This is a genomic window from Cedecea davisae DSM 4568, from assembly GCF_000412335.2.
Lineage (GTDB): Bacteria > Pseudomonadota > Gammaproteobacteria > Enterobacterales > Enterobacteriaceae > Cedecea > Cedecea davisae.
Genome location: NZ_KE161030.1, coordinates 3,494,918 through 3,513,631, shown reverse-complemented (window position 1 = coordinate 3,513,631; position 18,714 = coordinate 3,494,918). Strand labels below are relative to the sequence as shown.

14 protein-coding genes are annotated in these 18,714 nt (G+C 56.2%); 9 read left to right on the top strand and 5 right to left on the bottom strand.

The annotated features are described in order from the left end of the window. Positions 1 to 17: 17 nt before the first annotated feature. The 3 genes from HMPREF0201_RS15885 to HMPREF0201_RS15875 all read right to left on the bottom strand — a co-directional run bounded on the left by HMPREF0201_RS15885 (position 18) and on the right by HMPREF0201_RS15875 (position 5,045). The gene (locus HMPREF0201_RS15885) at positions 18 to 2,216 is read right to left on the bottom strand and encodes an alpha-galactosidase (RefSeq protein ID WP_016537771.1); all 2,199 of its coding nucleotides are present in this window, start codon (positions 2,214 to 2,216) and stop codon (positions 18 to 20) included. Further along, complete coding sequence (locus tag HMPREF0201_RS15880; protein WP_055696371.1) at positions 2,213 to 3,604, bottom strand: MFS transporter; 1,392 nt, start codon at positions 3,602 to 3,604, stop codon at positions 2,213 to 2,215. The genes HMPREF0201_RS15885 and HMPREF0201_RS15880 overlap by 4 nt, the downstream gene beginning before the upstream one ends. A 244-nt stretch (positions 3,605 to 3,848) precedes the next feature. Continuing rightward, positions 3,849 to 5,045 carry an ROK family protein gene (locus HMPREF0201_RS15875; protein WP_016537769.1) on the bottom strand — a complete coding sequence of 399 codons (1,197 nt, stop codon included), beginning with the start codon at positions 5,043 to 5,045 and terminating at the stop codon, positions 3,849 to 3,851. A 115-nt stretch (positions 5,046 to 5,160) separates the two neighbouring features. Here HMPREF0201_RS15875 and HMPREF0201_RS15870 point away from each other — a divergent pair, with 115 nt between their 5' ends. The 4 genes from HMPREF0201_RS15870 (at position 5,161) to HMPREF0201_RS15855 (ending at position 11,993) form a co-directional block, all read left to right on the top strand. Beyond that, a complete protein-coding gene (locus HMPREF0201_RS15870) occupies positions 5,161 to 8,433 on the top strand; it encodes a DUF5107 domain-containing protein (RefSeq protein WP_016537768.1) in 3,273 nt (1,090 codons plus the stop codon). A 66-nt stretch (positions 8,434 to 8,499) separates the two neighbouring features. Further along, positions 8,500 to 9,939, top strand: a complete 1,440-nt coding sequence (locus HMPREF0201_RS15865) for a sugar porter family MFS transporter (RefSeq protein ID WP_016537767.1) — start codon at positions 8,500 to 8,502, stop codon at positions 9,937 to 9,939. Continuing rightward, entirely contained in the window at positions 9,939 to 10,760 is an 822-nt protein-coding gene (locus HMPREF0201_RS15860; protein WP_016537766.1) for an aldose 1-epimerase, read from the top strand. Before HMPREF0201_RS15865 ends, HMPREF0201_RS15860 begins: the two co-directional genes overlap by 1 nt. 93 nt (positions 10,761 to 10,853) lie before the next feature. Further along, positions 10,854 to 11,993 carry a 3-phenylpropionate MFS transporter gene (locus HMPREF0201_RS15855; RefSeq protein ID WP_016537765.1) on the top strand — a complete coding sequence of 380 codons (1,140 nt, stop codon included), beginning with the start codon at positions 10,854 to 10,856 and terminating at the stop codon, positions 11,991 to 11,993. On the opposite strand, the gene csiE is transcribed toward HMPREF0201_RS15855, so the two are convergent. Beyond that, the gene (gene csiE, locus HMPREF0201_RS15850) at positions 11,990 to 13,270 is read right to left on the bottom strand and encodes a stationary phase inducible protein CsiE (RefSeq protein WP_039898634.1); all 1,281 of its coding nucleotides are present in this window, start codon (positions 13,268 to 13,270) and stop codon (positions 11,990 to 11,992) included. The genes HMPREF0201_RS15855 and csiE overlap by 4 nt on opposite strands. A 149-nt stretch (positions 13,271 to 13,419) precedes the next feature. Here csiE and HMPREF0201_RS15845 point away from each other — a divergent pair, with 149 nt between their 5' ends. Together HMPREF0201_RS15845 and HMPREF0201_RS15840 are read left to right on the top strand one after the other, a co-directional pair. Next, positions 13,420 to 14,043, top strand: coding sequence for a DUF1007 family protein (locus HMPREF0201_RS15845; RefSeq protein ID WP_115586381.1), 624 nt, complete (start codon positions 13,420 to 13,422; stop codon positions 14,041 to 14,043). Further along, positions 14,034 to 15,017 carry a nickel/cobalt transporter gene (locus tag HMPREF0201_RS15840; protein WP_016537762.1) on the top strand — a complete coding sequence of 328 codons (984 nt, stop codon included), beginning with the start codon at positions 14,034 to 14,036 and terminating at the stop codon, positions 15,015 to 15,017. The genes HMPREF0201_RS15845 and HMPREF0201_RS15840 overlap by 10 nt, the downstream gene beginning before the upstream one ends. Positions 15,018 to 15,073: 56 nt before the next feature. Here the strand turns inward: HMPREF0201_RS15840 and suhB are convergent, their stop codons facing one another. Continuing rightward, on the bottom strand, positions 15,074 to 15,880 hold the full coding sequence (suhB, locus tag HMPREF0201_RS15835) for an inositol-1-monophosphatase (protein WP_115586338.1): 807 nt from the start codon (positions 15,878 to 15,880) through the stop codon (positions 15,074 to 15,076). Positions 15,881 to 15,999: 119 nt separating this feature from the next. Between suhB and trmJ the strand changes: the two genes are divergently transcribed. The 3 genes from trmJ to iscS all read left to right on the top strand — a co-directional run bounded on the left by trmJ (position 16,000) and on the right by iscS (position 18,687). After that, positions 16,000 to 16,737 (top strand): tRNA (cytosine(32)/uridine(32)-2'-O)-methyltransferase TrmJ, encoded by a 738-nt coding sequence (gene trmJ / locus HMPREF0201_RS15830; RefSeq protein WP_039899389.1) that lies wholly within the window; start codon positions 16,000 to 16,002, stop codon positions 16,735 to 16,737. A 130-nt stretch (positions 16,738 to 16,867) separates the two neighbouring features. Then, entirely contained in the window at positions 16,868 to 17,356 is a 489-nt protein-coding gene (gene iscR, locus HMPREF0201_RS15825; protein WP_016537759.1) for a Fe-S cluster assembly transcriptional regulator IscR, read from the top strand. 116 nt (positions 17,357 to 17,472) lie between these two features. Next, positions 17,473 to 18,687 carry a cysteine desulfurase gene (gene iscS / locus HMPREF0201_RS15820; protein WP_016537758.1) on the top strand — a complete coding sequence of 405 codons (1,215 nt, stop codon included), beginning with the start codon at positions 17,473 to 17,475 and terminating at the stop codon, positions 18,685 to 18,687. The last annotated feature ends 27 nt before the right edge of the window (positions 18,688 to 18,714 follow it).

Here is an 18,714-nt window from a genome sequence, read left to right as displayed (position 1 = left end):
GCGTTAGCCCCCGCAGGCTATGGGAGGCGTGTCAGATGCCAGATGCGGCTAATGTAGTCGCGGCAGAGCGGAGGATCGATATAGATGCCCCTGTACATCAGCTCGTCGCCGCCCCTTGGGCTATCGGTCTGGTCTATCTGATACCGGGCGGAGGGATCCAACCCGGCGAGGCGGAGTTTACGCAGCGGAGCCGAGGCCTGGCTGACGAGGGAGAATGCCATCAGCAGGGCTTCGCTTTTGTCCGGTGAGACGAACATCCATGCTGCAAAATCGGCGTTTTCCCAGGGGCTGACCAGCCGCCAGAAGGTGCCGAATTGCAGCAACTGGCGATGCGTTTTATAGAAGGCGATTTGCTGCATCACGGCCTGGTCACGCTCGCTATCATTGCGCATCAGGTCGAGCATCAGCCCGTAGTTGCCGCTCATGGCAACTGCACCGCGCATCTCCATGCTGGTCGAGCGCCCCATCTGGTGATTTGGCACTTCTGAGACATGGGCGCACTGCACAACCGGCGGGTAGAGTAGGCTGGTTGAATATTGGATATGGACCCGTGAGGCGGCGTCGGTATTATCGCTCACCCAGGCCTGAGGCATGTAATACAGCATGCCCGGATCGAAGCGGCCACCGCCTCCGGCGCAGCATTCAAAAAGAATGTGCGGGTAGCGCGCGGTCAGGGCTTCGAGCAGGGCATAAAGGCCCAGCATGTAGCGGTGGGCCGTTTCCTGCTGCTGTCCTGGTTGGGCGGCGGCGGAGCCGACTTCTGTCATATTTCGGTTCATATCCCACTTGATGTAATCCACCGGGTGGGCGTCCAGGAATGTGCTGAGCTGGGCAAGGATATTGTCACGTACTTCCTTGCGGCCTAAATCTAAAATGTACTGATTGCGGCCTTCTGACAGCGGCTGCTCTCCTGCATGAATCACCCAGTCCGGGTGGCTGGCAAACAGCTCGCTACGCCGTGAGATCATCTCTGGTTCAAACCACAGGCCGAATTTCATCCCCAGATGATGCACTTTGTCGATTAGCGGGCGCAGCCCGTCCGGGAATTTCTGGCGATTGACAAACCAGTCACCCAGCGATGAGGTATCGGCGTCGCGCTGGCCGAACCAGCCGTCGTCCAGCATCAGTAACTCCACACCGAGCCGTTTCGCATTTTCGGCAAAGTGCAGCAACTCCTGCTGGTCAAAATCAAAGTAGGTGGACTCCCAGTTGTTGGCGAGGATAGGGCGAGTCCGGTGCCGATGTTCACCGCGTACCAGATTATCGCGGTACAGCCGATGCAGCGACTGCGACAGGCCATTCAAGCCTTTATCCGACCATGCCAGCACCGCTTCCGGCGTCTGGAATGTCTCACCCGGCGCTAACTGCCAGCCAAAACCGTGTGGATTAATACCCAGTAGAACGCGGGTCTGACTATAGGCGTCAACCTCTGTACGGGCGGTAAAATTACCGCTATAGACCAGATGTAACCCCCAGGCTTCGCCCTGCATTTCGGTGGTTTCCGGGCGAACCAGGCCGATAAACGGCTGCTGGTGTGTGCTGCTTGCGCCGCGTTTACTGTCCAGCACCGTTATGCCGGGGTGCAGCGGCTGGCGGTGAAGCTGGCGCTCTCTGGCCCAGGCTCCGGGGAACTGGATTTGCTCAAAATCGGCGTCCGGGAAATCCAGAGCACAGCTCAGGGCGCGAATCAGGCGCAGGGGAGCCCCGGCTTTGTTAGTGATGCGTGCGCTGCGGGTGATAATTGGCTGGTCGCGAAAAATGGTGTAACTCAACTCTACCTGCAAATCTGTGATCGGGTCGGCGAGCGTGATCGCTAGCGTTTCCACATCCTCCTGCGCGGTAGCCCAGGTGGCGGGAAGACCTTCAAGGGCCGTTTTTCCGGCAACGATGCGGTGGGAAAAGTAATGCAGGTTGCTGACCTGATTACCGTCCGCGTAGCGCACTTCGAAAGCCGGTTCGCGGTAATCTCCCGCTCCGTGCCCCGGGTACTCCTGCAGAACGGTATCCAGAGAAAAGGTTCTGTCAGGCCAGCCGGAAGGTGTTGGTGAAAATGAAGAACGATCCAGTTTCGGATAGTCGTGCACGTTGGTGCAGGTGGCAATGCGCTTGCCCCAGTAGCAATGAACCAGATAGCGTTGGTGCACAATGCCCAGCACGTAACTGATATGGTCGTTATGCAGATGAAAACTCTGCTGCTCAGCATTCCAGCTAATCATACTTTTGCCTCCGGGGAAGATGTGGCATTACGTTGGTGAATATCGTCGAGGATTTCGTAGAAGCGCTTCTCGGTTATTTCGTAGCGCGCGAGTGGGATCAGACTAACCAGGGTTAGCAGTCCGGGGATTAAGGTAAACAGCAGTCCAATCCACATCGCCGTTTCAACGGCCTGAACCTGATGGGGAATGTAGTCAGCCCAGGAGAGCATAAAACCGCCAATAGCACCGCCAATGGCGCCTGACAGTTTGGTTTTGAATATATTGAGCGAGAAAACCATCCCTTCCGAACGGTTGCCGCTGCGCCATTCACCGTATTCGACGCAGTCCGCCACCATAGAATAAAGAGATATTTGACCAATCCCGCCGCAGAACGGTGCCAGAGCGCCGACGGCAAAAATCAAAATAATATTGCTCTGGAAAAAGAAAAGCGTCATACAGGCCAGGCCCATCAGCGCGCTGCTATAAAGAGCGGTATTCTTTTTGCCTATTTTTGCCGAGATAAAAGGCGAGCAAATCGCGCCCAGCACCTGGGCCACCATGGAGACCGTGAGGAATGCGCCGAGCATCATTTCGGCATTCAGATTATAAATAAAGAAATAGAGCTGGAAGGTGCCGCGAATAACGCCAATCATTTCCAGTAAGAACATGCCTATAAGCAATAAACGCAGCGGGCGATGCTGTTTTAGCAGCGTCCAGAAACCCTTAAAGCTCTGTCGCTCCTTGCGTGGGACAACATGTTTTTCCTTAACGCCAAAAAAGGTAATCAGCATACAGGCGAGAAAAATAAGGCTATAAATTAGCGCCACACCCCACCAGCTGCCGACGAATTTTACCAGCCACAGCGTGGCGGCACTGACCGATAAAAAGCCAAATGTGGCAATCGTCCGCGGGATAGTAATAACCTTGGTTCGTTCCGTGGGGTTTTGCGTTATTGCCGCCGATAATGACCAATAAGGAATGTCGATAATGGCAAAGCAAATGCTCCACAAAATATAGGTTGAATAGGCATAAACCAGCTTCCCAGCTTCCGATAAATCAGGGCTGAGAAAGCAGGCTACGGTGGTCAATGAGACTAAAATACTGCCCACTAAAATCCACGGGCGAAATTTTCCGAGGCGGGTGTTGGTATTATCAACCAATATACCGAGCGCAATATCTGTCGCGCCATCAACCAGCCGTGCAATCAGAAATAATAAACCAACGGCGGCGGCTTTAATGCCGAAGCTGTCGGTGTAATAGAGCATCAGGTAAATAGCGATAAATGCATACATCACGTTGGCGCCGAAGCTACCCATGCCATAAGAGATGGCGGTAGACCATGAAACTTTATCGCGGGGCAAGGCTGTTCGTTCCGGTTCCCTTTCTTCACATGCGCGGGCTAATTCCATTTGGAGCTCTCCTGAGTATAGGAATTGTTAATCGCGGTAAATTCGGATTCTTTTCACATTAAAATGAGCAATAGCAAACCAGGCTCATTGTAGGTGCCCGCCTTGAGCCAGACTTTGCGCGAGGATTTATAATTCAGTAAACATAAATTACTAACTGGCTAATTAATCAATTAGCCATAATGTGTTTATGGGTTTGGTTTCTGGGTTTTGAATGAAAGTAAAATAAACTTTAATTTAACCTGAATTATTCATTACCCAGCCCGGACTCTACATATACATAGCCAATCCCCATGACCTGCTGGGCGCGCGTGAGCTGGCCGAAGTTTATTTGCGTGGCATTGCTTTTTAACGCATCGCCATGGTCGAAGGGATTAAAGCCGATGCGCTGTTTAATGGCGTTCAGCCAGTTATCGCCAAATTCGCAGCTGCGGCCATAGAACCAGATTTGGTTGATGTTGAGGATATTAAGGAAGTTATACAGGCTAAGCCCAATGGCATTGGCCGAGTCTTCAACCCAGCGAGCGACCCTTTCATCACCCGCATGTAGCGCCTGCACAAGCTGGCGCGAGGTGAGTTTTTCCGGGTCATGATGCTGCGCCTCCGGGTGCGTTTTTAGCCAGATACGGGCCTGCTTTTTTAGCGCACTTAATGAGGCAACGGTTTCCAGGCAGCCGTAGCGGCCGCAGTCGCAGGCCATGCCGTCGGGGTTGACGATGGTGTGGCCAATTTGCCCGCTGCCGTAGAGATTGCCGCGATAAATTTGCCCGTTGATGACGAACGAAGAGCCGATGCCATAATCGACGTTGAGTACGCAAAAATCCTCGCGGTTTCCGGCGTTTTGCCACTTCTCCGCCAGGGCCAGCATTACGCAGTCGTTATCCAGCAGTACTTCGACGTCCAGCTTCTCTTCCAGCAGATATTTAATCTCAACCGCCTCGCGCCACGGGGCCTGAGGCATGGTCTGCGACACGCCGGTAACCGGGTCGACCTGACCGTGAATGCCGAGCGCCAGATTGATTTTCTTTTGCGGCCAGCTTTTGCGCTGCTGGTGCCAGATGGCTTCTATTGCCGAGAGCAGGGCCTGCGGCGTGGGGGCGACAATCGACCGTCGTTCAAAATCGCCCTGCGGCGTGAGCTGCGCGCTGCATAGCTGGCTTTCAATGCTGGTGGGCGTCACGTTCATGCAGAGAATGTAGTCGCCGTCCGGCGGTATCTGATAGCTGCCGCTATTTAGCCCGCGGCTGCTGAGGTTTTCGCTGGAGTGGCTGAGTTTGCCCTCATCCACCAGCTCCTCAAGAATATTGCTGACTGCCGGAATAGACAGCCCGGTATGCTGGGCAAACTGCGATTTACTCAGCCGCTTGTGCCGCCATACCAGCTTCATCAGGGTTTGCCGGTTGAGCTGGCGCACCCGCTGATTGTTGAGACCCGACTCCTGCATTTCACTAAACCTCGTTAACTATATTGCGTGAGCATTAAGCGATTAAATCATAAGCGGCTGTTTCAAACTGTCGGCAACACCCCATTCACTATTATTTGTTTACTGGAGAGTTGCTATGTACGGAGCCGTTAAAGTCTGGCAGGAAACGATCTCACTTCCCACCTGGACCACCGGAGCAGAAGATCCGAACCCGATGTTCCTGGAAAATCGCGTGTATCAGGGATCTTCCGGCGCGGTTTATCCCTACGGCGTGATAGACACCCTGACCGGAAAACGTGAAATTCGTGAGTACCAGGCGGTATGGCTGGAGAATGATTTTATTCGCGTCATGCTGCTGCCGGAGCTGGGTGGGCGCATCCACCGCGCCTGGGACAAAGTGATGCAGCGTGACTTCGTTTACTACAACGAGGTCGTTAAGCCCGCGCTGGTTGGCCTGGTAGGGCCGTGGATCTCCGGCGGGATTGAATTTAACTGGCCGCAGCACCACCGCCCGACCACGTTTATGCCGGTGGATGTGACCTTCCAGCAGCACGACAGCGGGGCGCAAACCGTCTGGCTGGGTGAAGTTGAGCCGATGCGTGGCCTGCAGGTGATGACCGGATTTACGCTGTACCCGGAAAAAGCGCTGATCGAAATCACCGGCAAAGTGTTTAACGGCAACGCCACGCCGCGCCATTTCCTGTGGTGGGCCAATCCGGCGGTGAAGGGCGGCGACGAGCATCAAAGCGTATTCCCGCCTGACGTAACGGCGGTGTTCGACCACGGCAAACGCGATGTTTCGGCTTTCCCGATTGCCCACGGCACCTACTACAAAGTGGATTATTCCGCCGGGGTTGATATCTCGCGCTACAAAAATATCCCGGTGCCGACTTCTTATATGGCGGACAAGTCCGATTATGACTTCGTTGGTGCTTACCACCACGGCGAGCAGGGCGGGCTGCTGCATATTGCCGATCACCACGTTTCGCCGGGCAAAAAGCAGTGGACCTGGGGCAATTGTGATTTTGGCCTGGCCTGGGATCGCAACCTGACCGACAGCAACGGCCCTTATATCGAGCTGATGACCGGCGTGTTCACCGACAACCAGCCGGATTTCACCTGGATTGCGCCGTACGAAGAGAAAGTATTTGTGCAGAACTTCCTGCCTTACAGCGGGCTCGGTACTGTACAAAATGCCAACACTCAGGCGGCAATCAAGCTGGAGCGGGATGGCGATGCGCTGGCGCTCGGCGTATATGCGATTGCCCCGCTGGCCGATATGACGCTGGTAATTAGCGATGGCGATAACCCACTTTGGCAGACATCTCTTTCTCTGGCTCCGGCGGAAGTCTGGCAGCAGCGGCTGGAAGAAAGCTGGCCGCAACGCCTGACGCTCTCGCTGATTGATGCTTCCGGCGCGGTGGTGCTTGATTACTGCGAGCACATTGCTAAAGAGCTGCCCCTGCCTCAGGCCGCGCAGGCTCCGGCCAGGCCGCAGCAGATTGATAATTGCGACGAGCTGTACTTCATCGGCCAGCATCTGGAGCAGTACCTGCACGCCAGCCGCTCCGCCTTCGACTATTACCTGCGCGCGCTGGAAATTGACCCGCTCGACTACCGCTGCAACGTTGCGCTTGGAACGCTCGAATTTAACCGCGGCAACTGGCAAAAGGCTCAGGAATATGCGGATGCGGCTCTGCTGAGAGCCCATCGCCTGAATAAAAATCCGCAGAACGGCGATGCCAGCCAGCTGCGCGGGGCGGCAAAAGAGCGTCTCGGCGATTATGACGGCGCTTTCGACGACTATTACAAGGCAAGCTGGAGCGGCAATTGCCGGGATGCGGCGTTCTATGCTCTGGCCCGGCTGGCGATGCGTAAAGGCGACACGGGCCGAGCGCTGACTCTGGTTTCACAAAGTCTGCAATTCAATGCTTCCAACAATCTGGCGATGGGGCTGAAGGCGCTGGTCCTGCAACAAAGCGGAGAGCGGGGGCAGGCGCTGGAGTGGGTAACGCAGCAGCTTGCAAGCTGGCCGCTAAGTTACGCCCTGCATTACGCCCGCTGGGCAATCACCGGCGAGGAGCAAGACAAACTCGAACTGCTGCGGGTCACCGGGCAGCGCGGCACCAACGCCAGCGTGCTGGCGGGCTGGCTGATGAGCTTTGGCGCAGAGCATGCCGCCCGCGAGCTGCTTGAGGTGCTGGCTTCAAAAGAGTCAATGCCGCTGCTTTGGCAGGCCTCGCTGGAAACCGACCCTCAGCGGCAGGCCCGCTATCTTTCCCTGGCTCAGCAGCAATTTGCCCTGCGGGTTCGCTTCCCCAACACGCTTGATGAGGTTCAGATGCTGATGCGTCTGCCGCAGGACGGCTTTGCTCAATATCTGCTGGGCTGCTTCTGGTACAGCAAACGCCGCTACGCTGAAGCGCTGGCTTGCTGGGAGTTCTGTGCTCAGGAGATGCCTGAATTTGCTGCGGTACAGCGCGTCCTGGCGATCCACGCCTGGAATAAGCAGCAGGACGCCCGGCGTGCCGAAGCCCTGCTCCAGCGCGCCGTTGAGCTTGAGCCAGACAACGGCCGCTTCCTGTTTGAACTCGACTTCCTGTTAAAGCTGAATGCCCGCCCAACGGCAGAACGTCTTGCCCGGCTTGAAGCGCAGCGTGACGTAGCCCTGAAGCGCGACGATCTCACCGCCGAACTGCTTAGCCTCTGGCATCAGCATGGCAAACATGAGCAGGCAGCTCGCGTGCTGGCCGAACGTAAGTTCCACCCGTGGGAAGGTGGGGAAGGGAAAGTGACCGGACAGTATCTGATTAACCAGCAGCTGCGTGCTCTGGCGCATATCGAAAAAGGCGAACCGGGCCTTGCTGAAGAGTTGCTCCAGCAGGCGCTGCGCTACCCGGAAAACCTCGGGGAAGGCCGCCTGGTGGGCCAGAGCGATAACGATATCTGGTATCTGCTTGGCCGCTGCGCCCAACAGCAGCAGCGTGCCGATGCCGCTAAGGCTTGCTATCGCGAGGCTCTGAAGGGTGGCTCTACGCTTGAGGCCGGGCGCTATTACAACGACCAGCCGGTGGATTATCTCTTTTACCAGGCCATGGCACAAAAGCAGCTTGGCGAGCCTGAAGCGGCGCAGCAGAAGTTCAGCGCCTTTATCGAGTGGGCGCGGCAGCACCGCGACGATGCGGTAGAACCTGATTTCTTTGCCGTCTCGTTGCCTGACCTGATTGCGCTGGATGGTAACCCACTCAGGGCGCATCTCCAGCACTGCCTTTTTGTCGAGGCGCTTGGTCATCTCGGCCTCGGCGATACCCTCGCGTTCAACCGGCTTATTGATGAGTTACTGGCGCTTAACCCGGCCCACGACAAAGCGCATCTGCTTCGTCAGGCCCTGAGCATCGGCATGTTGTGAAAATAACCAGCGGGCGACGATGAGCGCCCGCTCTCTTACCCTACAAATGCAAGATGAGGATCGACCATGGATCGTATGCAATCGCAATTACGCATGGGCTACGTCTGGACCATCTGTCTGGTCGCGGCCTGCGGCGGGCTGCTGTTCGGCTATGACTGGGTGGTTATCGGCGGGGCAAAACCCTTCTACGAAGCTTATTTCTCGATTACCGACCCGGCCATTTCCGGCTGGGCGATGAGTTCCGCGCTGGTGGGCTGCGTGGTTGGTGCGCTGCTCTCCGGCTGGTGTGCCGACAAATATGGCCGCAAGATTCCGCTTATTATCGCGGCGTTATTGTTTACCTTATCGGCCTGGGGAACCGCGATGGCGAGTCATTTCGATCTGTTTGTGGCCTGGCGCATTGTCGGCGGAGTGGGGATTGGACTTGCCTCCGCCCTTAGCCCGATGTACATCGCAGAAATCAGCCCGGCGGCCCAGCGTGGGCGTTTTGTGGCGGTAAACCAGCTGACTATCGTTATCGGGGTGCTGGCCGCCCAACTTGTTAACCTGATGATTGCTGAACCCGTCGCCAGCCACGCCACTTTGCAGGAGATTAGCGCCAGCTGGAACGGGCAGGTTGGCTGGCGCTGGATGTTTGGCTCAGGCGTGGTACCGGCCGCGGCGTTTTTGATTCTGATGTTCTTTGTGCCTGAATCTCCGCGCTGGCTGGTTCGCGCCGGGAAGAGCGAACGGGCTCACCAGATGCTCAGCCGCATCGGCAGCAAAAGCTACGCCGACGAAACGCTGAAGGATATTCAGAAAACCCTAAGCCAGGATACTCAGAAAGTGTCGTGGTCGGCGCTGTGGGAGCCGAAGGTTCGTCCGATAATTATCATCGGCATGGTGCTGGCGGTGTTCCAGCAGTGGTGCGGGATCAACGTCATTTTCAACTACGCGCAGGAGATTTTTGCCTCCGCCGGGTTTGATATTAACAGCACATTAAAATCCATTGTGGCTACGGGTCTTATCAACTTGGTGTTCACCATCGCTGCATTGCCGCTGGTGGATAAAATCGGCCGCCGCAAGCTGATGCTGTTTGGCGCGTCCGGGCTGACCATTATCTATGCGTTGATTGGCGCAGCCTATGGGTTGGGCATACTCGGCCTGCCGGTTCTCATTCTGGTGCTGGCCGCGATTGCTACTTATGCGCTGACGCTTGCTCCGGTGACCTGGGTTCTGCTGTCGGAAATTTTCCCTAACCGCGTGCGCGGTCTGGCGATGTCGCTGGGGACGCTGGCGCTTTGGGTGGCCTGTTTCCTGCTGACCTACACCTTCCCGCTGCTGAACGCCGGGCTGGGTGCTGCCGGGAGCTTCCTGCTGTATGGCGCTATCTGTGCCGCAGGCTTTATCTATGTGCGCCGCTTCGTGCCTGAAACCAAAGGCGTTAGCCTGGAGGCTCTGGAACAGCAGCTGGCGTCCGGGCGTATTCATTCTGCTCCCGCATCTGCTGCAAAGGCGCTGCGCTGATGGATATTTTGCGACTGCAAAATGCCTCTCTGAGTTTAACTGTTGCCCCTCAGGGGGCTTCAGTCTTCAGCTTCGAGTCGCTTAAACACAACAAGCCGGTTTTCTATCCTGCCGAACCGGCGCTGTTCCCGATGTTGCCCCTGGCTAACCGGGTGGAAGGGAATCAATTTCGGCTGGGCGGCGAGCAGATAGCTTTGCCCCAAAGCCCCGTCGACGAGCGCTTTTTCCTGCACGGCGACGGCTGGATAAAGCGTTGGCAGGTTGAGAAGCATCATCCGCAGCAACTGACCCTGAGCCTGGAAAGCCGCCATGCCTGCGGGTTTGATTACCTTGCGCACTTAACCTACAAGCTGGTGGAAAACCAGCTTCGGGTAAGTCTAGAGCTAACGCATCTGGGCGATAAAGCCATGGTATACGGTCTGGGACTGCATCCATACTTTGCGCTTGAACCGCAAAGCCGGGTGCAGTTTCTGGCCAGCGGCTACTGGCCGGAAGGCGAGCACCATCTGCCTCTCGAGTGGCAAGGGGAGCTAACGGAGCAAACGGATTTTTCTTCGGGACAGGTTCCTGCCGATGGATGGCTGAACGTGGGTTATTCGGGCTGGAACGGGAATGCGCTGATTGAAAGCGGCGCCATGCGGGTGCGCCTTTCATGCCCAACGCCTTATCTGATGGTGTTCCGAATGCAGAACCAACCGTTTATCTGCCTGGAGCCGCAAACGCATCCGGTCAACGCCCATAACCTGCCGGGGATGCCGGGTTTAGTGAGGCTGGGGCGAGCAGAGACAACCCGTCTGGAAATGGTAGTTGAGGTCGATTAACCTTTGTTTTGATATGTGTTATTGCTCTGTTAATGTTTACTTGCATGCCGGCCGGCTATCCCCGACACTAACGCCTCCAAAACGGGAGGGATCATGGTTTTGCATTCCACGCGCTGGCTGGCGCTCAGCTACTTTACCTATTTCTTTAGTTATGGCGTGTTTTTGCCTTTCTGGAGCGTCTGGCTCAAAGGCGTAGGGCTTCCCCCCGAAACCATCGGGTTGCTGCTGGGGTCTGGTTTAATCGCCCGTTTCCTCGGTAGTTTACTGTTAGCCCCCCGAGTGACCGATCCTTCCCGCCTTGTTTTTGCTCTCCGCCTGTTAGCCCTCGTTACCCTTATCTTTGCCGCCGGTTTCTGGCTGGGCCATGCTTCGCTCTGGCTGCTGCTGACGATGGTCGGTTTTAACCTGTTCTTTTCGCCGCTGGTGCCGCTGACCGACGCATTAGCCGGAACCTGGCAGCGGCAAATCACCATGGACTACGGGCGCGTGCGGCTCTGGGGTTCGCTGGCGTTTGTGATTGGCTCGGCTCTTACCGGGAAGCTGGTGAGCGAGTTTAGCTATCAGGCGATTCAGGTGCTGCTGACTATCGGTGCGGCGTCGATGTTAATCGGCATGATGCTGCGGCCTTCTATTATGCCCCAGGGCGAAGCCCGGCATCAGGAGTCGGCGGGCTGGCCTGCATGGAAAGGGTTGATAATCAGCGCCTGGCGTTTTCTGGCCTGCGTTTCTCTGCTCCAGGGGGCGCATGCTGCTTATTACGGTTTCAGCGCCATTTACTGGCAGGGAGCGGGATATTCCGCTTCGGTGGTCGGCTATCTGTGGTCGCTTGGCGTAGTGGCTGAAATCGTTATCTTTGCGCTTAGCAATAAGCTGTTCCGCCGCTGGAGCGCCCGCGATTTACTGCTGCTCTCTACCGTCACCGGAGTGATCCGCTGGGGCCTGATGGCCTCAACCACCGATCTGCCGTGGCTTATTGTTGCCCAGATCCTGCACTGCGGCAGCTTTACTATTTGCCATCTTGCGGCGATGCGTTATATCTCCGCCCGCAAAGGTGGGGAAGTTATTCGCCTTCAGGCCGTCTATTCTGCGGTGGCAATGGGCGGTGGAATAGCCGTGATGACGATTTTCTCCGGCTTCCTGTACCAGCATTTGCAGGGCGGGATGTTCTGGGTAATGGCTCTGGTGGCACTCCCGGCTCTATTCCTGAGGCCGAAAGTCGCCCCTAGCAGCTAGGATTCGAGCAGCTGTTTTATCCGCAATTGCTGATGCTCTCCCAGCGGCAGCGTGGCGTGGATAAGCGGCGGCGAGAACAGCGGCAAAGAGGTGGCGTAGGGCGTGATAACCAGCACCACCTCTCGCGGCGCGCCCCGACTCTGAAACTCCTGAACCGCAAGGTGTTTAATATTGAGGGGCAGCAACGTTAGCTCACGCAGCTGTTGCTCTATTTGCTGCTCCAGCGCTTTGTCGTCGCCGGTAAGCAGAAGTACCTGTTTTTCCTGAATATCGCTTTCCTGCATCAGCCAGGCGCCAAATATCACCGCGACCAGACCCGCTTCCGCATCCGAAAAACGAATCTCATAATGCTGCTCTAAACTGGCCAGCGCCTCCCGTGAGGTGCGCATCAGGCGCGGGTAGAGGCGGGTTATCTCCTCCGGCAGGCTATGGTCGATACCGATATCAAACTGGCAGCGGTTCAGCGCCTGGGCCAGGTGAATATAAAGCTGGTCGCTTAGCCCTTGTTCGTCGCTAAAAGAGAGCCCGGCGAGGCGGTGAAAACGCTCAATCATCAGGCCAATTTCGCCGCGCAGGCGCGTGTCCTGGGGATGCTGGTCATTGAGCGGGTCGGGGATCCTTAACAGTTGAAACAGCAGCGCCAGGAAGTGTTGCTCGTCCTGGTCTGCGGGCTGCATGACGCGCCGCTGCCAGTGGCGGGCAATTTCCCGGGCCACGGAAAACTCCGGGCGCAATTGGCTCCATTCCCGCTGGCGTGCAGAGAGCTGCGGGGAACTACCGGAATGATGTTGATAAAGGCAGTACTGCAAGAACAGCGTCAGAAACTGGCTGTCACGGCTGTCGTACTGCCTTTGCAGGCGGCGAGCGCACAGGTTGACCAGCGCACGTAAGTTGGTTTCATCATAAAGGGCTTTGATTATCCCGAGCTCTTTGAGCTGAGCCTTCAGCGCCGGGCTGAAATGGTGCAGCACAAACTGCGGGCAAAGACGCAGCGACCTGCGCAGCCAGTGCAGCAGGCAGAGACGGCGGTCGAGCGCCGTGCCTTCAATCCGATAGCTGCCGTCCTGCTGCTGAGCCAGAGAGAGACGGTGATAACTCTGGATCTCGAGGCCCGTGTCGGCTATATCTTGCAGGGTTTGCGTCTGGTCCACGCCGTTGATGCTGGCAATCGCCTCCGGCGTAACGTCCTGCTCCGGAAGGTAAAGCATCAAAAGCAGGTGGCAGCGGCGCTGCGAACTGGAAAGCACAGATGGCGGCGGAGTCAGCAGTGTCATCATCTGGCAGTCCTGAATTTGGTGTCAGATGATAAGAATAGCTAAAGCTTTCGGCGAATATATCGCCATTTTTAGTTTTTCATCACGGAATTACGGCTGGCTCACAGAATTTAAATCTTGAGGGAAGCATGGGCGACAAAAGAATCAGCCTGATGGGAGTAGTTGCACTATTAACAGGGTTTTCTGCCGCATGCGTGCAGGCTCATCCCCACAGTTTTATCTCTCTCGTCACGACGCCGGTGGCGGCAGACGGGCAGTTAACCGGCCTTAAAATGCAGTGGACGATGGACGATATTACTTCAGCAGATCTGTTGTATGACGCAGGAGACGCTAAACCCGGCTCGCCGGTCTGGAAAAAGCTGGCGGCAGATGTCATGGCCAACGTGCTCGGCCAGCACTATTTCACCGAGTTCTGGCACAACGGTGAAAAAGTGAAGTTCAACAATTTACCGCCGGAATACGGCCTTAGCCGGGCTAATCACCAGGCCGTTTTAACCTTTATTCTGCCGCTGGCGCACCCGCAGCCGCTGAAAGGGCAGACCTACCGTTTCTCAACCTTCGACCCGACTTATTTTGTCGATATGAGCTACGACCACCCTCAGGATGTTCACCTGCCGCAGGAGCTGGCTGCGAGCTGCAAAGTTTCCGTTCACACGCCAAAACCGAACGAAGAGACGCTGCTGTTTGCGCAGTCGCTGGATAAAGCCGACGCGCCGCCGGAGGATATGGATCTCGGGAAGCAGTTTGCCCAGGAGGTGACGTTAGCATGTCAGTAATTGCCTCTTCTTCCGCCGCTTCCCGCCGATGGGTTCACCTCTGGCCGCTGGCGCTGTTTCTTTTATTCGCCGCTGCCGGGCTCTATAGCCTGTGGATTTACTGGCCGCAGATTTTACTAAATTCCGCCAGCTGGCAGCGTGCAATCAACCAGGAGCTGAGCGGGCTGCTGCGGCAGGTAGCGGAAAACCCGACCCGCGCTGGCTGGTCGTTGCTTTCATTTAGCTTTGTGTACGGCGTGCTGCATGCCCTGGGGCCGGGGCACGGCAAGATTGTGATAACCACCTGGCTTGCCACTCATCCTTCAAAGATAGCAAGCAGCCTGCGGTTGACGTTTGCCGCCTCTCTGCTCCAGGGGCTGGTGGCAATATTGCTGGTGGTGGTTGTGCTGGTCGTCCTGGCGCTGCCCTCACGCCAGCTGCACCTGAGCAGCTTCTGGCTGGAAAAAGGAAGCTATTTACTGGTGGGCGTGCTCGGGGGAATGCTGAGCTGGCGGGCTCTGCGAAGGCTGGGCGTGTTGCTGAAACGCAAACCCAAATTCACCTCGTTTACCCCGCACCATGTTCATCATGCTCATTGCGGCTGCGGGCATCAGCATATGCCGGACGAAAAGCAGCTGGCTGCCGGGAGCGACTGGCGTGCGCGGCTGATGATTGTGCTCTCGATGGGAATGAGGCCGTGTTCAGGCGCGATTATGGTGCTGCTGTTCAGCAAAGTTATCGGCGTGTTTGGCTGGGGCGTGCTGTCGGCGCTGGCAATGGCGGCGGGTACCTCAATAACGATTTCAGGGCTGGCGTTGCTGGTGCATAGCTTCCGTACGCTGGCCGTAAGATTGAGCGGCAATCAGGCGCCGGTATTGTGGCGGCAGGTTGGCTGGTCAACGCTTGCTCTGGCTGGGGGCGTTATTTTGATAGCTGCGGCGGTGATTATGTGGCTGAGCGTGCAGCCGATGGCGCGAGGAATTCGGCCTTTTTGATGTTTGAAAATTAACCCTCCCTCGCTTGCGGTAAGCGGGGGAGGGTACAGCAAAACTTAGCGCTTCAGCGCGTCGCTCAGCTCTTCACGCATAGTAGACAGCATCGCCTTAACTACGCGTGGGTTACCCGCAACGATGTTACCGGTCAGCAGGTAGTTGTGGCCGCCGGTGAAATCGCAAACCAGGCTGCCCGCTTCACGAGCCAGCAGTTCGCCAGCGGCAAAATCCCACGGCTTCAGGCCAATTTCGAAGAAACCGTCTACGCGGCCAGCGGCAACGTAGGCCAGGTCCAGCGCGGCAGAACCGGTACGGCGGAAGTCCGCGCACTGGGTGAACAGCTTGCCAACGAGATTGATGTAGGTGGTTGCGTGTTGTTTCTGTTTGAACGGGAAACCGGTCGCCAGGATGGTGCCATCCAGGTCGCGAGCGGTGCTGCCGCGCAGACGGTAGCCGTTGAGCTGTGCGCCCTGGCCACGGGTAGCGGTAAACAGTTCATTACGCATTGGATCGTAGACCACGGCAACTTCGGTGCGGCCTTTAATGCGAACAGCGATAGAGACGGCGAAGTGTGGCAGACGTTTGATGAAGTTGGTGGTGCCATCCAGCGGATCGATAACCCATTGCACATCCGTATCTTCGCCTGCATGTTCACCGCTTTCTTCGGTGATAATGGTGTGCTGCGGGTAAGATTTGCGGATTGTTTCGATAATCATCGCTTCGGCGGCTTTATCGACGTTGGTCACAAAGTCATTACTGCCTTTCTGACTGGTTTCTACGGAATCAGGAGTTTCGTAGTGTTTGGCAATTACATTACCCGCCTTGCGCGCAGCACGCACGGCGATGGTCAACATAGGATGTTGCATCGGTCTCTCTCGCTGGATGTTAAAGAACGGAAATCGCGGCGGAGTATAGCAGAGCGTTCGGAATATGTCTCAGGGATATGATAAGATATTGCGATATTCTTCCCAGGCTGTGAATGATAATGCTGCAAAACGTACGAATCGTGCTGGTCGAAACTTCGCATACCGGCAACATGGGCTCCGTGGCCCGTGCTATGAAAACCATGGGCTTAACTAACCTGTGGCTGGTGAATCCGCTGGTAAAACCTGACTCTCAGGCTATTGCCCTGGCGGCTGGCGCCAGCGATGTTATCGGCGACGCTAAAATTGTCGATACGCTTGATGAAGCGCTGGCAGGATGCAGCCTGGTGGTTGGCACCAGCGCCCGCTCCCGCACATTACCGTGGCCGATGCTCGACCCGCGTGAATGCGGCCTGAAAAGCATCAGCGAAGCGCAGCATGCGCCGGTTGCTATCGTCTTTGGCCGCGAGCGCGTTGGCCTGACCAACGAAGAGCTGCAAAAGTGCCACTATCATGTGGCTATTCAGGCTAACCCGGAATACAGCTCCCTTAACCTCGCGATGGCGGTGCAAATCCTCGCCTATGAAGTGCGCATTGCCTGGCTTGCCACTCAGGAACAGCCAGAAGCCTCTAAAGAAGAGGAAGATGCGCCATACCCGCTGGTGGATGATTTAGAGCGCTTCTATGGCCACCTCGAAAAGGCGCTGCAGGAAAGCGGCTTTATCCGTCCGACTCACCCAGGCCAGGTGATGAACAGACTGCGCCGCTTATTCACCCGCGCCCGCCCGGAAAGTCAGGAATTAAACATCCTGCGCGGCATGCTGGCGTCGCTGGAAAACCCCAAAAAATCGGGCCAATAATACTTGAGTAAATTGGTAGGTTAAATAGTTGACCAATTTACTCAGGAATGTCAGACTTGCGACCTGCTATGTGACAATCACACTTTTAAAAAACCCCCGGCTCGAGGGGCTATTTGAGGTTAAGTAAGACATGAGACTGACATCAAAAGGGCGCTATGCCGTAACCGCGATGCTTGACGTTGCGCTGAACTCTGAATCTGGCCCGGTTCCGCTGGCCGATATTTCTGAACGTCAGGGTATTTCGCTCTCCTATCTGGAGCAGCTGTTCTCCCGCCTGCGTAAAAATGGCCTGGTTGCCAGCGTGCGCGGTCCTGGCGGTGGTTATCTGCTGGGTAAAGATGCGAGCAGCATCGCCGTTGGCGAAGTGATCAGCGCCGTTGATGAGTCCGTGGACGCGACCCGTTGTCAGGGTAAAGGCGGCTGCCAGGGCGGCGATAAATGCCTGACCCATGCGCTGTGGCGCGACCTGAGCGATCGTCTGACCGGCTTCCTGAACAACATTACCCTCGGTGAACTGGTGAACAACCAGGAAGTTCTGGATGTGGCCGACCGTCAGCACAACGAAAACCATCGCAGCACCCGTTCTCAGGACGCTATTGACGTCAAACTGCGCGCATAAGCAGAAGAACACGAATTTTTAGAATCAGGTTGGGGGAGCGACGCTCCCTGTCTATAACGGCAGCATATTTTAAGCCTGATTCTTCGTATTGAAGTGATGTACGGAGCTTAAGAGCAATGAAATTACCGATTTACCTCGACTACTCTGCTACTACGCCGGTTGACCCGCGTGTTGCCGAGAAGATGATGCAGTTTTTGACAATGGACGGAACCTTCGGTAACCCGGCCTCCCGTTCCCACCGCTTTGGCTGGCAGGCTGAAGAAGCCGTTGATATCGCCCGTAACCAAATCGCAGAGCTGGTTGGCGCTGACCCGCGTGAAATTGTTTTCACCTCCGGCGCGACCGAGTCTGACAACCTGGCGATTAAAGGTGCCGCTAACTTCTACCAGAAGAAAGGCAAGCACATCATCACCGTCAAAACCGAACACAAAGCCGTGCTGGACACCTGTCGTCAGCTGGAACGTGAAGGTTTCGACGTGACTTATCTGGCCCCGCAGAGCAACGGCATCGTTGACCTGAAGGCGCTGGAAGCCGCCATGCGTGATGACACCATCCTGGTTTCCATCATGCACGTGAACAACGAAATCGGCGTGGTGCAGGATATCGCTGCTATCGGCGAAATGTGCCGTTCCCGCGGGATTATCTTCCACGTTGATGCGACCCAGAGCGTGGGCAAACTGCCTATCGATCTGAGCCAGCTGAAAGTTGACCTGATGTCCTTCTCCGGCCACAAAATTTATGGCCCGAAAGGCATTGGTGCGCTTTACGTGCGCCGTAAGCCACGTATCCGCATTGAAGCCCAGATCCACGGCGGCGGCCACGAGCGCGGCATGCGTTCTGGTACTCTGCCTGTTCACCAGATTGTCGGCATGGGTGAAGCTTACCGTATCGCGAAAGTGGAGATGGAGACCGAAATGGCCCGTCTGCGCACGCTGCGTAACCGTTTGTGGAACGGCGTGAAGGATATGGAAGAAGTTTACCTGAACGGCGACCTGGAACACGGCGCGCCTAACATCCTCAACGTAAGCTTCAACTACGTTGAAGGTGAGTCACTGATTATGGCGCTGAAAGACCTCGCGGTTTCCTCAGGTTCCGCCTGTACTTCTGCCAGCCTTGAGCCGTCTTACGTGCTGCGCGCGCTGGGGATGAGTGACGAACTGGCTCACAGCTCCATCCGTTTCTCTCTGGGTCGTTTTACCACTGAAGAAGAGATCGACTACACCATCGAGCTGGTACGTAAGTCCATCGGCCGTCTGCGCGACCTTTCTCCGCTGTGGGAAATGTTCAAGCAGGGCGTGGATATTAATTCCATCGAATGGGCTCACCATTAATCGTCTGTAGAGACGTCGATTTCAGAT

Excerpts from the sequence above, each read along its gene's own strand:
- trmJ (WP_039899389.1), top strand. The coding sequence starts at position 16,000 with ATGCTGCAAAACGTACGAATCGTGCTGGTCGAAACTTCGCATACCGGC.
- suhB (WP_115586338.1), bottom strand. The coding sequence starts at position 15,880 with ATGCAACATCCTATGTTGACCATCGCCGTGCGTGCTGCGCGCAAGGCG.
- HMPREF0201_RS15860 (WP_016537766.1), top strand. The coding sequence starts at position 9,939 with ATGGATATTTTGCGACTGCAAAATGCCTCTCTGAGTTTAACTGTTGCC.
- HMPREF0201_RS15870 (WP_016537768.1), top strand. The coding sequence starts at position 5,161 with ATGTACGGAGCCGTTAAAGTCTGGCAGGAAACGATCTCACTTCCCACC.
- csiE (WP_039898634.1), bottom strand. The coding sequence starts at position 13,270 with ATGATGACACTGCTGACTCCGCCGCCATCTGTGCTTTCCAGTTCGCAG.
- HMPREF0201_RS15885 (WP_016537771.1), bottom strand. The coding sequence starts at position 2,216 with ATGATTAGCTGGAATGCTGAGCAGCAGAGTTTTCATCTGCATAACGAC.
- HMPREF0201_RS15865 (WP_016537767.1), top strand. The coding sequence starts at position 8,500 with ATGGATCGTATGCAATCGCAATTACGCATGGGCTACGTCTGGACCATC.
- HMPREF0201_RS15875 (WP_016537769.1), bottom strand. The coding sequence starts at position 5,045 with ATGCAGGAGTCGGGTCTCAACAATCAGCGGGTGCGCCAGCTCAACCGG.
- HMPREF0201_RS15880 (WP_055696371.1), bottom strand. The coding sequence starts at position 3,604 with ATGGAATTAGCCCGCGCATGTGAAGAAAGGGAACCGGAACGAACAGCC.
- iscR (WP_016537759.1), top strand. The coding sequence starts at position 16,868 with ATGAGACTGACATCAAAAGGGCGCTATGCCGTAACCGCGATGCTTGAC.
- HMPREF0201_RS15840 (WP_016537762.1), top strand. The coding sequence starts at position 14,034 with ATGTCAGTAATTGCCTCTTCTTCCGCCGCTTCCCGCCGATGGGTTCAC.
- HMPREF0201_RS15855 (WP_016537765.1), top strand. The coding sequence starts at position 10,854 with ATGGTTTTGCATTCCACGCGCTGGCTGGCGCTCAGCTACTTTACCTAT.
- HMPREF0201_RS15845 (WP_115586381.1), top strand. The coding sequence starts at position 13,420 with ATGGGAGTAGTTGCACTATTAACAGGGTTTTCTGCCGCATGCGTGCAG.
- iscS (WP_016537758.1), top strand. The coding sequence starts at position 17,473 with ATGAAATTACCGATTTACCTCGACTACTCTGCTACTACGCCGGTTGAC.